This is a genomic window from Streptomyces guryensis, from assembly GCF_021261325.1.
Taxonomy (GTDB): domain Bacteria; phylum Actinomycetota; class Actinomycetes; order Streptomycetales; family Streptomycetaceae; genus Streptomyces; species Streptomyces guryensis.
This window is the reverse complement of the sequence record NZ_JAJSBI010000010.1, coordinates 290,584-304,005: the sequence shown is the minus strand read 5'-3', so window position 1 is coordinate 304,005 and position 13,422 is coordinate 290,584. Positions and strand designations below refer to the sequence as shown.

Here is a 13,422-nt window from a genome sequence, read left to right as displayed (position 1 = left end):
CCACTCGTTCGGGTGACATCCGGAGGCCCGGCTGCCCGGCTGCCGGATGCCCGGCGTCCTACAACGGCACGATGTCCGGCGCCCCCAACCGCGCCGCGTCCGCCGTCAGATCGTCCGGCTGCCGCTGCGACTCCCGCTCGGCCTCCACCCGCTTCTCGTAGTGCTCGATCTCGCGCTCGATCTGGTCCTTGTCCCAGCCGAGCACCGGCGCCATGAGTTCGGCGGCCTCCCGCGCGCTCCGCGCCCCCCGGTCGAAGGTCTCGATGGAGATACGGGTGCGCCGGGTCAGTACGTCGTCCAGGTGCCGGGCGCCCTCGTGCGAGGCGGCGTACACGATCTCGGCGCGCAGATAGTCGTCCGCGGCGTGCAGGGGCTCCCCGAGGGAGGCGTCGGCCGCGACGAGGTCGAGGACCTCCTCCGCCATCGACCCGTACCGGTTCAGCAGATGCTCCACGCGCACGACATGAAGCCCCGTCCGCGCCGCGATCCGCGCCCGAGCGTTCCACAGCGCCCGGTAGCCCTCGGCCCCCAGCAGCGGCACGTCCTCCGTCACGCACTCGGCGACCCGCAGGTCCAGGCCGTGCACCGCCTCGTCCACCGCGTCCTTGGCCATCACCCGGTACGTCGTGTACTTGCCGCCCGCCACCACGACCAGTCCGGGCGCGGGATGCGCCACGGTGTGCTCGCGCGACAGCTTGCTGGTGGCCTCCGACTCGCCGGCCAGCAGCGGGCGCAGCCCCGCGTACACGCCCTGCACGTCGTCCCGTGTCAGCGGTACTGCAAGGACGGAGTTCACGTGCTCCAGCAGGTAGTCGATGTCCGCGCTGGACGCGGCCGGGTGTGCCTTGTCGAGGTCCCAGTCGGTGTCCGTCGTGCCGACGATCCAGTGCCGGCCCCAGGGGATGACGAACAGCACGGACTTCTCGGTGCGCAGGATCAGCCCGGACGAGGAGCTGATGCGGTCCTTCGGTACGACCAGGTGGATGCCCTTGGACGCCCGTACATGGAACTGGCCGCGCTCACCCACCATGGCCTGGGTGTCGTCGGTCCACACGCCGGTCGCGTTGACGATCTGCTTGGCGCGGATCTCGTACTCGCCGCCCGCCTCGACGTCCTGTACGCGCGCGCCGACGACCCGTTCGCCCTCCCGCAGGAAGCCCGTCACACGCGCGCGGTTGGCGACCTTCGCGCCGTAGGCCGCCGCCGTGCGCACCAGGGTGGCCACATAACGGGCGTCGTCCATCTGGGCGTCGTAGTACTGCAGGGCCCCGACCAGCGCGTCCTTCTTCAAGGCGGGCGCCACGCGCAGGGCGTGGCGGCGGGTCAGATGGCGGTGCGTGGGCAGGCCGCGGCCGTGTCCGCGGGCCATCGACATCGCGTCGTAGAGCGCGACGCCCGAGCCCGCGTACAGCCGCTCCCAGCCCTTGTGCTGCAGCGGGTACAGGAACGGCACGGGCTTCACCAGATGCGGGGCGAGCCGCTCCAGCAGCAGACCGCGTTCCTTCAGCGCCTCCCGTACGAGTGCGAAGTCGAGCATCTCCAGATAGCGCAGTCCGCCGTGGATCAGCTTGCTGGACCTGCTGGATGTGCCCGACGCCCAGTCACGCGCCTCGACCAGGCCCGTGGACAGCCCTCGTGTCACGGCGTCCAGCGCGGTGCCCGCACCGACCACGCCGCCGCCCACCACCAGTACGTCCAGCTCGCGCTCGGCCAATCCCGCCAGTGACTCGGCTCGCTGCGCCGGTCCCAGTGTCGCTGTCCTCACCGCTGCCTCCCGCTATCGGTAGCGTCGGCCGCACCCGTCGGGCGAAGCCCGGTTCCTATCCCCCCTGCCCAAATTCTGACCGGCTTGCCCGGCTTCAGCCACCAGTCACCCCCAGCCTGTGGACAACATTCCCGAGACCTGCGGAAAACACGGACAACCAATCCCGCAAATCGGTCATATTTACTCCTAGTGTGACATTGCGCTTCGCCTGTCCTGTCCACAGGACTTGCGCGCTTGCCCCGCTTCGGTTACTGGGAGGACGGCCCACGCCATGCCCGCAGATCTCGCCGTCATCGGACTCGGCCCGTTCGGCCTGCCCCTGGCCCAGGCAGCCGTCGCGGCCGGCATCCCCACACTCGGCTATCGGACCGGGCCCGAGCAGGGCTCCCTCAGCCCTGCCGAGCTGCGCCGGATGCTCTCGGGGGGCTTCCGGCACGCCACCAGCCCGGCCGAGCTCGGCCGGGTGCGAACCGCCGTCATCTGCGCGCCGACCCCGCGCGCAGCGGACGGCACGCTCGACCTCGGCCAGGTGGAGGCGGCCGCCCGCGCCCTGGCCGCTCGGCTTCGCCCGCACACCACGGTCATCCTGGAGTCGCCCGTCCCCCCGGGCACCACCGAGGAGTTCCTGTGCCCCCTCCTGGAGGAGGGCTCCGGGCTGCATGCGGGCCGCGACTTCCACCTCGCCTACTCCCCCAGCCGGGTCGACCCCGGCAACCGCGCCTTCACCCCGGCCAACATCCCCAAGGTGATCGGCGGCCTCACCCCCGCCTGCACCGAGTCCGCCGCCGCGTTCTACGGCCGCCTCACCGACAAGGTGGTACGCGCGCGCGGACTGCGCGAGGCGGAGACCGTGCAGCTCCTGGAGACCAACTTCCGGCACGTCAACATCGCGCTCGTCAACGAGATGGCCGTCCTCTGCAACCACCTCGGCGTCGACGTCTGGGACGTCATCCGCTGTGCGGAGACCAAACCGTTCGGCTTCGAGGCCTTCCGCCCCGGCCCCGGCGTCGGCGGCCACGCCGTCCCCCAGGACCTGACCGGCGACCCGGGCCGCACCCTGCGCATGGTCGAACTCGCCCAGCAGGTCAACAGCCAGATGCCCCGTTACGTCGTCCAGCGCGCCGCAGCCCTCCTCAACGAGCACGGCAAGTCGGCGCGCGGCGCACGCGTGCTGCTCCTGGGCGTCACCTACAAGCCGGACCTCGCCGACCAACAGGGCACCACCGCCCCGGAGATCGCCGTCCGCCTCATGGAACTGGGCGCCTCGATCAGCTATCACGACCCGCACGTCCCGTCCTGGAGCGTCCTGGACCGCCCGGTCCCGCGCGCGGACTCCTTCTACGAGGCCGCGGCCGAGGCCGATCTGACGATCCTGCTCCAGCAGCACCGGACGTACGACCTCCAAGGTCTTTCGGTGAAGGCGCAGTTGCTGCTGGACACGCGCGGAGCCGTTCCGACGGGGGCCGCCCACCGCCTCTGACCGCATATTTCACTGGTCGCCCTGTCACCCCCACCTGTTGCTCTCCCCCCACTTGTCGCACACGCGTGCGCACACTTTCTTCGCTTCACCATCCGCTCGTTCCATCCCGTGGGGGGATCTCTGTCATGAGCCAGTCAGCTCCAACGCCGCCGCCGCAGCCCCAGACGGTCGACGGCAACGCGGAAGCCCAGCAGCCGGACGCGGCACCGCAGCCTCCGGCGCCGGGCGTTCCGTACGCGCCCGCTCCCGTGCCCGCTCCCGTGAAGAACAACATCGGGCTCGGTCTCGCGGCCGCGTTCGGTGCCGCCGTGGTCGTCGCGGGCGTCTACGGCGTGATCATCGGCCTGACCAAGCGCGAGATCGGCTGGGCGGCGGTCGGCGTCGGCTTCCTCATCGGCCTCGCCGCGGGACGGCTCGGGGGCCGCAACCCGGTCCTGCCGGTCGCGAGCGCGGTGCTGTCCCTGGGCGCCGTCTACCTCGGCCAGCTGGTGGGCGAGGCCATGCTCATCGCGGACCAGGTGAAGGTCGGCTTCAGCGAGGTCTTCTTCCAGCACCTCAGCGTGGTCCAGGAGGCCTGGAAGGCGGACGCCGACCCGCTGACGTTCGTGTTCTTCGCGATCGCCGCGTACGTCGCGTTCACCGGCGCCAAGAAGGCGGCGGTTTGACGCTGTCGGCGCGGGGCGGGGCGGCGCGTCGGTTGTGAAGGGGGGCGCGCGGGTGCGGAGGGCTCCGGGGCTGGTGGCATGCGGGGCGCGGCGCGGGTACCTTACGGAGACAGGTGGGGTCGGTCGTAGTGGCTGCTGCGGCAGGCTCGTGGATGGATCACGGAGTGTCCGCCCCTGGTTTGCGCAGGGACGGCCGCTCACCATCACCCCCAGTAGGTGGAGCCCACCGCAGCGGTCACTGCGGCAGGCTCCTGGATGGTTCACGGAGTGTCCGCCCCTAGGTTTTGTAGGGGCGGCCGCTCACCCTCCGAAAATCCGCAAGATCCACCTCCTCCGGCACTTCACCATCCACAGACGGATCCGATCCCAGCGAGTGGGCTTGCGGTGACGTCCCATGGGCGCCCCCTTCCACGACACCACCCATTGACCCGGTAGGCGGTCCGTCGGAAATCGGGCCGGGCCCCGAGGAGCGGGGTCCGGAACCAAGTCCTTGGAAGGGGGCGCTCCAGCAACCTGGGGCGCCGACACGGACGTTATCGCCCTCGGCCCGGCTGACCAGCCCGTATTCGCCCCGAACGCAACCGCACGCCCCCGCACCACCCCACGCGCCCCGCGCAAGCCCAGGGCATACGAAGGGGGCCGGTCACCCCACCAGGTGACCGGCCCCCTTCACGCCGTAAGCCCTACCGCTTGTGCTGCGAGTCCGCCACCGTCACCTCGACGCGCTGGAACTCCTTCAGCTCGCTGTACCCGGTCGTGGCCATAGCCCGCCGCAGCGCCCCGAAGAGGTTCATCGAGCCGTCAGGAGTGTGCGACGGGCCCGTCAGCACCTCCTCGATGGTGCCGACCGTGCCGAGGTCGACCTTCTTGCCGCGCGGGAGCTCCTCGTTGACGGCCTCCATGCCCCAGTGGTTGCCCTTGCCGGGCGCGTCCGTGGCGCGCGCGAGCGGGGAGCCCATCATCACGGCGTCCGCGCCGCAGGCGATCGCCTTCGGGATGTCGCCGGACCAGCCCACGCCGCCGTCCGCGATCACGTGCACGTACCGGCCGCCCGACTCGTCCATGTAGTCACGGCGGGCCGCCGCCACGTCCGCGACCGCGGTCGCCATCGGCACCTGGATGCCCAGCACGTTGCGGGTGGTGTGCGCGGCGCCGCCGCCGAAGCCGACGAGCACGCCCGCCGCGCCCGTGCGCATCAGGTGCAGGGCTGCCGTGTACGTGGCGCAGCCGCCGACGATCACCGGGACGTCGAGCTCGTAGATGAACTGCTTCAGGTTCAGCGGCTCGTGCGAGCCGGAGACGTGCTCCGCGGAGACCGTCGTACCGCGGATGACGAAGATGTCCACGCCCGCGTCCACAACGGCCTTGGAGAACTGCGCCGTGCGCTGCGGGGAGAGCGCGGCCGCGGTGACCACGCCGGAGTCGCGCACCTCCTTCAGACGCGCGCCGATCAGCTCCTCCTTGATGGGGGCGGCGTAGATCTCCTGGAGCCGCCGCGTGGCCCGGTCCGCGTCCAGCCCGATGATCTCGTCGAGCAGCGGCTGCGGGTCCTCGTACCTCGTCCACAGGCCCTCGAGGTTCAGCACGCCGAGGCCGCCGAGCTCGCCGATGCGGATCGCGGCGGCCGGGGAGACCACGGAGTCCATGGGGGCGGCCAGGAACGGCAGCTCAAAGCGGTAGGCGTCGATCTGCCAGGCGATCGAGACCTCCTTCGGGTCCCGCGTACGGCGGCTGGGGACGACGGCGATGTCGTCGAAGGCGTACGCCCGGCGGCCGCGCTTGCCGCGCCCGATCTCGATCTCAGTCACGTCTGTGGCCTTTCCCTGATGCGTTTCAGCGTCTCCCAGTATCGCCGACGGGTACGACAAGGGCGGCCCCGGTGCTACCGGGGCCGCCCTTGAAGGAGCCTGCTGGCTGCTTGCGTGACTACTTGCGGCTGTAGTTCGGCGCCTCGACCGTCATCTGGATGTCGTGCGGGTGGCTCTCCTTGAGGCCCGCGGAGGTGATCCGCACGAAGCGGCCCTTGGTCTCCATCTCCTCGATGGTGGCGGCGCCGACATAGCCCATGGTCTGGCGCAGACCGCCGACGAGCTGGTGCAGCACGTTGGCGAGCGGGCCGCGGTAGGGCACCTGGCCCTCGATGCCCTCGGGCACGAGCTTGTCGTCGGAGGAGACCTCGCCCTGGAAGTAGCGGTCCTTCGAGTACGACTTCGCCTGGCCGCGGGACTGCATGGCACCGAGCGAGCCCATGCCGCGGTACGACTTGAACTGCTTGCCGTTGATGAAGAGCAGCTCGCCGGGCGACTCCTCGCAGCCGGCGAGCAGGCTGCCGAGCATCACCGTGTCGGCACCGGCCGCAAGGGCCTTGCCGATGTCACCGGAGTACTGCAGACCGCCGTCGCCGATCAGCGGGATGCCCGCCGGGCGGGCTGCGAGGGATGCCTCGTAGATGGCGGTGACCTGCGGTACGCCGATGCCGGCGACCACGCGGGTCGTACAGATGGAGCCGGGGCCGACGCCGACCTTGATGCCGTCGACACCGGCGTCGATGAGGGCCTGCGCGCCGTCACGGGTGGCGACGTTGCCGCCGATCACGTCGACGGAGACGCTCGACTTGATCTTCGACATCCAGCTGAGGGCGTTGCTGTTGTGGCCGTGCGAGGTGTCGACGACCAGGAAGTCCACGCCGGCGTCGGCGAGCGCCTGGGCGCGCTCCAGTGCCTCGGGGCTGGCGCCCACGGCGGCACCGACCAGCAGGCGGCCCTCGGAGTCCTTGGCGGCGTTCGGGTACTTCTCGGCCTTGACGAAGTCCTTGACCGTGATCAGGCCCTTGAGGACACCGGCCTCGTCGACCAGCGGAAGCTTCTCGATCTTGTGGCGGCGCAGCAGCTCCATCGCGTCCACACCGGAGATGCCGACCTTGCCGGTGACCAGCGGCATCGGGGTCATGACCTCGCGCACCTGGCGGCTGCGGTCGGACTCGAAGGCCATGTCACGGTTGGTGACGATGCCGAGCAGCTTGCCGGCCGGGTCGGTGACGGGGACACCGCTGATGCGGAACTTGGCGCACAGGGCGTCCGCGTCGGCGAGCGTCGCCTCCGGGTGCACCGTGATGGGGTCGGTGACCATGCCGGACTCGGACCGCTTGACCAGGTCGACCTGGTTGACCTGGTCCTCCACCGACAGGTTGCGGTGCAGCACGCCGACGCCGCCGAGGCGGGCCATCGCGATCGCCATGCGGGACTCGGTCACCTTGTCCATGGCCGCGGAGAGCAGCGGGATGTTGACCCGCACGTTGCGGGAGATGCGGGACGAGGTGTCGACCGCGTTGGGGAGCACCTCGGATGCGCCCGGCAGCAGCAGCACGTCGTCGTAGGTCAGCCCGAGTGTCGCGAATTTACCGGGCACTCCGTCGACGTTTGCAGTCATGACACCTTCCCCAAATGGCCTTGATCGGTGCGGATGTCCATGCTAACGGGAAGCACGGCTCTCGAATTCCACGGTTGCGCGTGACCCTGGGCTTCGTATGTTCGTACGGAATTGTCGAGAGACCTGTTCAAGGAAGGCACTTACGGCAGTGGGGTCACTGCTCCGCGAGTGCCCTGAGCCGGCTCAGGGCCCGGTGCTGTGCGACCCGCACCGCTCCGGGTGACATTCCCAACATCTGTCCGGTCTCCTCGGCCGTGAGGCCCACCGCGATCCGCAGCAGCAGCAGCTCTCGCTGGTTCTCCGGCAGGTTGGCCAGCAGTTTCTTGGCCCATTCGGCGTCGCTGCTGAGCAGCGCCCGCTCCTCCGGACCGAGCGAGTCGTCCGGCCGCTCCGGCATCTCGTCGGACGGGACCGCCGTCGACCCCGGGTGCCGCATCGCCGCCCGCTGCAGGTCCGCGACCTTGTGCGCGGCGATGGCGAACACGAACGCCTCGAAGGGGCGGCCGGTGTCCTTGTAGCGCGGCAGCGCGAGGAGGACGGCGACGCAGACCTCCTGCGCGAGGTCCTCCACGAAGTGCCGGGCGTCACCCGGCAGACGCGACAGACGGGTGCGGCAGTAGCGCAGCGCCAGGGGGTGGACATGGGCCAGCAGGTCGTGCGTGGCCTGCTCGTCCCCGTCCACGGCGCGATGGACGAGTGCACCGATCGCCCCTGCGGCACTCGCCGCCTCGTCGTCGCGCATCGGTCCATGGTGCCTTGCGGCCGCGCGGGCCGTGGCACCGTGTCCGATGTTGTGCACCGAAGCGTTATGAGCAGGTGCGCCGGAACTCATCCCTTGCGCCCTCCCCTTCCGCTCGACCGACTCGTCCCCGAGAGACTCCACACCTCAAGGATGCGGCATCCGCGCCGAAACGAGCATCGGGCACCCGGCGGGGCCTTTTGACAAGCGGCTCCGACGGGGTACGAGTGCCTGTCCCCGCGCACCGCGGCAGCGGCCGGCATCGCGGTGGGTACGCGCTCCCGCCCAGCCGACCGAGGCCCCCCGCGGCAGAGCCACCAGGGCCTTCGGCCGGTGCGACAAAAGGCGCGCGCGCCGGGCGGCATGAGGGCGTACCCGACCTTCCCCGGGGTCGCCCGGCCCCACCCACCTTGCGGTGGGCGGGGGTTCCCGAACCCCCGCTGCAACACACCCGACTGCCCTAGCGAACCAGGCCCCAGCGGAAGCCGAGCGCCACGGCGTGCGCCCGGTCCGAGGCGCCGAGCTTCTTGAAGAGCCGCCGGGCATGTGTCTTGACCGTGTCCTCGGAGAGGAACAGCTCGCGGCCGATCTCCGCGTTGGAGCGGCCGTGGCTCATGCCCTCCAGGACCTGGATCTCCCGCGCGGTGAGCGTGGGCGCGGCGCCCATCTCGGCGGAGCGCAGCCGGCGCGGGGCCAGCCGCCAGGTCGGGTCGGCGAGCGCCTGGGTGACGGTCGCGCGCAGCTCCGCACGCGAGGCGTCCTTGTGCAGATAGCCCCGGGCACCCGCGGCGACCGCGAGGGCCACGCCGTCAAGGTCCTCGGCGACGGTGAGCATGATGATGCGCGCACCGGGGTCTGCGGACAGCAGCCGGCGCACGGTCTCGACGCCGCCCAGTCCGGGCATGCGTACGTCCATCAGAATCAGGTCCGAACGGTCGGCGCCCCAGCGGCGGAGGACTTCCTCGCCGTTGGCCGCGGTCGTCACGCGCTCGACGCCGGGCACGGTCGCGACCGCGCGGCGGAGCGCCTCTCGGGCAAGCGGGGAGTCGTCGCAGACGAGGACGGATGTCATGGCCGTCCTCCGCAGCTGATGCACGTCACCTTGAGCCTCCAGGCTGGTACGAAATCGTCACCTGTGCGGTCGACCGTCTCGGGCGCCTGCCCGAGCACTTGTTGCTTCAACCGCCTCCGCACTCTCAACGATGGTCACTCGAAAGAGTTACGGGGCCGTGTGCCATCTTCGGCACTCTACGTGAGGGCACGGACACGGTGCAGACATGCAGGGCGGACCCTCAACGTTTCATCACAACCCATGCCCCATTTAGCCCTTTTTCTTCCCATCTACTGGTGTCTGAGGCTAGATTCGCAATGAGTCATATTTTCATTTCCTTAGATCGTAGATATACGGTCATGGGCACCGTATCCGCTCAGAACGGCTACAAGGGGTCACGTAATGGCAGATTTCTCCCGCCTTCCCGGACCGAACGCGGACCTGTGGGACTGGCAGCTCCTGGCCGCCTGCCGCGGAGTGGACAGCTCGCTCTTCTTTCATCCGGAGGGTGAGCGCGGTGCGGCCCGGAGCGCTCGCGAGAACTCGGCCAAGGAGGTCTGTATGAGGTGCCCGGTGCGCGCGCAGTGCGCGGCGCACGCGCTGGCGGTGAGAGAGCCGTACGGCGTGTGGGGCGGCCTGACCGAGGACGAGCGCGAAGAGCTGATGGGGCGGGCGCGGAACCGGCTGGTGGCAGCGGCGACCGCCGGGGACGGCGTCTCGAACAATTGAAGGAACGTTTCTGCGTTCCCGGGTCCCTGAGCTCCCGGACCCCGAGCTCCCCGAGCTCCCCGAGCTCCCCGAGCTCCCCGAGCTCCCCGATGAGAGCGGCACGCGCGCGGCGTGCCCTTCTTCACTGCCGGACGGCCGCGCGCCCGAGTTGCTCCAGGGTCGCCGCGACCGCGGGCACCTGGGCCAGATCGGGCAGCGTCAGCGCCACGATCTCCCGCCGCACCGCCGGCTCCAGCGTCAGCACGCGCGCGTGCCGCGGCCGTACCGACTCGATGGCGAGCTGCGGTAGTACGGCGACGCCGAGACCGGCGCCGACCAGGCCGACGACGGCCGGATAGTCGTCGGTGGCGAAGTCGATGCGAGGGGTGAACCCGGCGCTCTCGCACACCTCGACCAACTGCCCGCGGCAGCGGGGGCATCCGGCGATCCAGGGCTCGCGCGCCAGGTCCCCGATGGCCACGGTTCCGGCCTGCGCGAGCCGGTGCCGCTCGGGCACGAGCCCGACGAGCCGGTCGCTCAGCAGCGGTCGCACGACGAGGTCGTCCCACTCCTCGGCTTCCGCGCCCTCGTAGCGGAAGGCCAGCGCCACGTCGCAGTCGCCCTCGCGCAGCAGCTCCACGGAGGCGGGCGGTTCGGCCTCCTCCAGGGAGACCCGGGTGCCGGGGTGCGCGGCGCGCAGGGCCGCGAGGGCGGTCGGTACGAGCGTCGAGCTGCCGCTCGGGAACGAGACGAGCCGTACGCGCCCTGCTCGCAGCCCCGCGATGGCAGCGACCTCTTCCTCCGCCGCCGTGAGGCCGGACAGGATCCCCGCGGCATGCCGCACCAGCGCCTCACCGGCCTGGGTCAGCCGCATCTCGCGTCCGCCGCGGATGAGCAGCGGCGTGCCGACCGACGCTTCCAGTGCCTTCATCTGCTGGCTGACGGCGGGCTGCGTGCAGCCCAGTTCGCGCCCCGCGGCCGAGAAGGAGCCGGTGGCGGCGACGGCGCGCAGGACGCGCAGATGGCGGGCCTCGATCACCCTTCCAGGATAAGTGAGGCTTTGACAGCGCTCCGAATAATGCGTCGACGTTTTGAGAGGGCGTCACCTACCGTGCCGTCATGAAGCTTCTGTCGGTGAATCTGGGCAGTGCGAAGGCCGTGCCGTACACGGACAACCCCGAGGGGCTGACCGGTATCGACAAGCGACCGGTGGACGGACCGGTGCGGGTGGCCGCTCCCGGGCCGAAGGGCATCGGCGGGAGCGGGCTGGCGGGGGACGCGGTCTGCAAGAGACAGCACCACGGCGGGAACGACCAGGCCGTGTACGCGATGGCGCGCGAGGACCTGGACGACTGGGAGCGCGAGCTGGCGCGCCCACTGGCGAACGGCTCCTTCGGCGAGAACCTCACGACCGAGGGCCTGGACATCTCGGGCGCGCTGATCGGCGAGCGCTGGCGCATCGGCCAGGAGGTGGTCCTGGAGGTGACCTGCGGCCGGATTCCCTGCGGCACCTTCCAGGGCCATCTGGGTGAGCAGCGGTGGGTGAAGCGGTTCACGCGGAAGGGTGCGCCGGGTGCGTACCTGCGGGTGATCGAGCCGGGTGGGATACGGTCCGGCGACCCGGTCGAGATCGTGCACCGGCCGGAGCACGAGGTGACGGTGGCGCTGCAGTTCCGTGCGTCGACGACGGAGCGGGAGCTGCTGCCGCGCCTGCTGCCCGCCGGGGCGGCGCTGCATCCGGAGAGTCTGGCGGCGGCGCGGAAGTACCTGGAGACATACGGCTCCTGACATGCCCTCTGTTCGGCGTCCCGCTCGGGAGCTTCACCGGCGTCGGACCCTGTGCGGAGATCGGATTCCCGCAGTCCGGGTAACTACCCTTGGGCCATGACAACGGCTCTGATTACGGGATCGACCGCGGGCATCGGCGCCGCGTTCGCGCGGCGGCTGTCGGCCGACGGGCACAATCTGGTGCTCGTCGCCCGCGACACCAAGCGACTGCGGGAACAGGCGACCGAGCTGCACGACCGGCACGGCATCGAGGCGGAGGTGCTCACCGCGGACCTCGCCACGGACGAGGGCATCGAGGCCGTGGCCACCCGCCTGGCCGACCGCAGGAACCCCGTCGACCTGCTGGTCAACAACGCCGGCTTCGGCAACAAGGGCCGCTTTCTGGACGTGTCGATGGCCGACGAGCTGACGATGCTCAAGGTGCACTGCGAGGCGGTGCTGCGCCTCACGGCGGCGGCGACCGAGGCGATGCGCGAGCGCGGCCGCGGCGGGGTCGTCAACGTCGCGTCCGTGGCCGCCTTCGTGCCGCGCGGCACGTACGGCGCCTCCAAGGCGTGGGTCGTGCAGTTCACGCAGGGAGCGGCGAAGGACCTGGCGGGCAGTGGCGTGCGGTTGATGGCGCTGTGCCCGGGGTTCGTGCGGACCGAGTTCCACCAGCGGGCCGGGATGGGCACGGACAACATCCCCGGGTGGATGTGGCTCGACGCCGACAAGCTGGTGGCGGCGGCGCTGTCGGATCTGGCGCGGGGGAAGTCGTTGTCCATTCCGGATGCGCGGTACAAGGCGCTGATGGGGATCGTGAAAGTGACGCCCCGGGGGCTGCTGGGCGGGATCACTTCGCGGACCGGCCGGAAGTACGGGCCGCAGTAGCCTTGCGGCGCTCGACGGGCGCCGTGGAGCCCTGGTGGGAGAATGGTGCTGTCACCGAGGTTCGCCTCGCGAGGTTCGCGCCGGGCGCCTCTGTCGACCTGCTTTTCTGCTGGGGGTCCGGGGGCCCGCGGCGAAGCCGCTGATGTCACAGCCCCCGGAACAGTGCAGTGACCGGACCCCGGGGACCGGAGGCGAGACCATGACCTTCGTTCAGATCATCGACTGCAGGACCAGCCGGTTCGACGACATCAACCGGCTGATGGACACGTGGGTCGAACAGACCAAGGGGAAGCGGACGGCGACGCACGCGGTGGTCGGCAAGGACCACTCCGACGCGTCGCACTTCATCGAGATCGTGGAGTTCCCGTCGTACGAGGAGGCGATGCGGAACTCCAACCTGCCGGAGACCGACAAGATCTTCCGCGAGATGGTGGCTCTCTGTGACGAGATGCCGACGTTCACCGACCTGGACGTCGTGCGCGACGAGCAGTTGAACGCAGACACCTCGCGACGGTTCTTCGAGACCATCGCCACCGGGGGCGAGCTGCCGCCGCTCGACGATCTCGTCGCCGAGAACTACCACGACCACGATCCCGCCAACGAGCAGGACACCATGGGCATGGACGCGCTGCGGCGCGAGGTCGAGATGTGGCGGAGCGGCTTCGACTACACCTTCACCCTCGACGACCAGATCACGCAGGGCGACCGGGTGTGCAACCGGTGGACCTGGCGCGGCACCCAGAAGGCCGAGTTCATGGGGATCCCGTCGACCGGGAAGCAGGTCACCATGAGCGGCACGACCATCCACCGGTACGGCGAGCACGAGAAGATCGTCGAGGCGTGGTGGGAGTACGACCGGCTGGGGCTGATGGCGCAACTGGGTGCGCTGGAAGGGCTGGAGCAGTAGGGCAACGCGAAGGCCCGGCA

Annotated in this window: 12 protein-coding genes; 6 read left to right on the top strand and 6 right to left on the bottom strand. The window is 70.3% G+C overall.

Annotation, left to right across the window (positions count from 1 at the left end; genetic code table 11):
• Nucleotides 1-58 precede the first annotated feature (58 nt).
• The gene (locus LJ657_RS22105; protein WP_232650470.1) at nt 59-1,765 is read right to left on the bottom strand and encodes a glycerol-3-phosphate dehydrogenase/oxidase; all 1,707 of its coding nucleotides are present in this window, start codon (nt 1,763-1,765) and stop codon (nt 59-61) included.
• 271 nt (nt 1,766-2,036) lie between these two features.
• On the opposite strand from LJ657_RS22105, the gene LJ657_RS22100 reads away from it, so the two are divergent.
• Both LJ657_RS22100 and LJ657_RS22095 read left to right on the top strand, forming a co-directional pair.
• Nucleotides 2,037-3,245 carry a nucleotide sugar dehydrogenase gene (locus LJ657_RS22100; RefSeq protein ID WP_232650469.1) on the top strand — a complete coding sequence of 403 codons (1,209 nt, stop codon included), beginning with the start codon at nt 2,037-2,039 and terminating at the stop codon, nt 3,243-3,245.
• A gap of 125 nt (nt 3,246-3,370) precedes the next feature.
• On the top strand, nt 3,371-3,910 hold the full coding sequence (locus LJ657_RS22095) for a hypothetical protein (RefSeq protein WP_232650468.1): 540 nt from the start codon (nt 3,371-3,373) through the stop codon (nt 3,908-3,910).
• Between the two features lie 683 nt (nt 3,911-4,593).
• Here LJ657_RS22095 and LJ657_RS22090 read toward each other — a convergent pair.
• The 4 genes from LJ657_RS22090 to LJ657_RS22075 form a co-directional block, all read right to left on the bottom strand.
• Nucleotides 4,594-5,718, bottom strand: a complete 1,125-nt coding sequence (locus tag LJ657_RS22090) for a GuaB3 family IMP dehydrogenase-related protein (protein ID WP_232650467.1) — start codon at nt 5,716-5,718, stop codon at nt 4,594-4,596.
• Between the two features lie 118 nt (nt 5,719-5,836).
• Nucleotides 5,837-7,339 carry an IMP dehydrogenase gene (gene guaB / locus LJ657_RS22085; RefSeq protein WP_232650466.1) on the bottom strand — a complete coding sequence of 501 codons (1,503 nt, stop codon included), beginning with the start codon at nt 7,337-7,339 and terminating at the stop codon, nt 5,837-5,839.
• Between the two features lie 154 nt (nt 7,340-7,493).
• Entirely contained in the window at nt 7,494-8,081 is a 588-nt protein-coding gene (locus LJ657_RS22080) for a sigma-70 family RNA polymerase sigma factor (protein WP_030930346.1), read from the bottom strand.
• A gap of 457 nt (nt 8,082-8,538) precedes the next feature.
• Entirely contained in the window at nt 8,539-9,150 is a 612-nt protein-coding gene (locus tag LJ657_RS22075; RefSeq protein ID WP_003948568.1) for a response regulator transcription factor, read from the bottom strand.
• 381 nt (nt 9,151-9,531) lie between these two features.
• On the opposite strand from LJ657_RS22075, the gene LJ657_RS22070 reads away from it, so the two are divergent.
• Nucleotides 9,532-9,858 (top strand): WhiB family transcriptional regulator, encoded by a 327-nt coding sequence (locus LJ657_RS22070; protein ID WP_115906403.1) that lies wholly within the window; start codon nt 9,532-9,534, stop codon nt 9,856-9,858.
• A 121-nt stretch (nt 9,859-9,979) separates the two neighbouring features.
• On the opposite strand, the gene LJ657_RS22065 is transcribed toward LJ657_RS22070, so the two are convergent.
• Entirely contained in the window at nt 9,980-10,876 is an 897-nt protein-coding gene (locus LJ657_RS22065) for a LysR family transcriptional regulator (RefSeq protein WP_232650465.1), read from the bottom strand.
• A gap of 80 nt (nt 10,877-10,956) precedes the next feature.
• On the opposite strand from LJ657_RS22065, the gene LJ657_RS22060 reads away from it, so the two are divergent.
• The 3 genes from LJ657_RS22060 to LJ657_RS22050 all read left to right on the top strand — a co-directional run bounded on the left by LJ657_RS22060 (nt 10,957) and on the right by LJ657_RS22050 (nt 13,402).
• The gene (locus tag LJ657_RS22060; protein WP_232650464.1) at nt 10,957-11,625 is read left to right on the top strand and encodes an MOSC domain-containing protein; all 669 of its coding nucleotides are present in this window, start codon (nt 10,957-10,959) and stop codon (nt 11,623-11,625) included.
• Nucleotides 11,626-11,721: 96 nt separating this feature from the next.
• Nucleotides 11,722-12,495, top strand: coding sequence for an SDR family NAD(P)-dependent oxidoreductase (locus LJ657_RS22055; protein WP_232650463.1), 774 nt, complete (start codon nt 11,722-11,724; stop codon nt 12,493-12,495).
• A 199-nt stretch (nt 12,496-12,694) separates the two neighbouring features.
• Nucleotides 12,695-13,402 (top strand): ester cyclase, encoded by a 708-nt coding sequence (locus LJ657_RS22050; protein ID WP_232650462.1) that lies wholly within the window; start codon nt 12,695-12,697, stop codon nt 13,400-13,402.
• Nucleotides 13,403-13,422: the final 20 nt, after the last annotated feature.

Excerpts from the sequence above, each read along its gene's own strand:
- LJ657_RS22100 (WP_232650469.1), top strand. The coding sequence starts at position 2,037 with ATGCCCGCAGATCTCGCCGTCATCGGACTCGGCCCGTTCGGCCTGCCC.
- LJ657_RS22095 (WP_232650468.1), top strand. The coding sequence starts at position 3,371 with ATGAGCCAGTCAGCTCCAACGCCGCCGCCGCAGCCCCAGACGGTCGAC.
- guaB (WP_232650466.1), bottom strand. The coding sequence starts at position 7,339 with ATGACTGCAAACGTCGACGGAGTGCCCGGTAAATTCGCGACACTCGGG.
- LJ657_RS22080 (WP_030930346.1), bottom strand. The coding sequence starts at position 8,081 with ATGCGCGACGACGAGGCGGCGAGTGCCGCAGGGGCGATCGGTGCACTC.
- LJ657_RS22075 (WP_003948568.1), bottom strand. The coding sequence starts at position 9,150 with ATGACATCCGTCCTCGTCTGCGACGACTCCCCGCTTGCCCGAGAGGCG.
- LJ657_RS22070 (WP_115906403.1), top strand. The coding sequence starts at position 9,532 with ATGGCAGATTTCTCCCGCCTTCCCGGACCGAACGCGGACCTGTGGGAC.
- LJ657_RS22060 (WP_232650464.1), top strand. The coding sequence starts at position 10,957 with ATGAAGCTTCTGTCGGTGAATCTGGGCAGTGCGAAGGCCGTGCCGTAC.
- LJ657_RS22055 (WP_232650463.1), top strand. The coding sequence starts at position 11,722 with ATGACAACGGCTCTGATTACGGGATCGACCGCGGGCATCGGCGCCGCG.
- LJ657_RS22050 (WP_232650462.1), top strand. The coding sequence starts at position 12,695 with ATGACCTTCGTTCAGATCATCGACTGCAGGACCAGCCGGTTCGACGAC.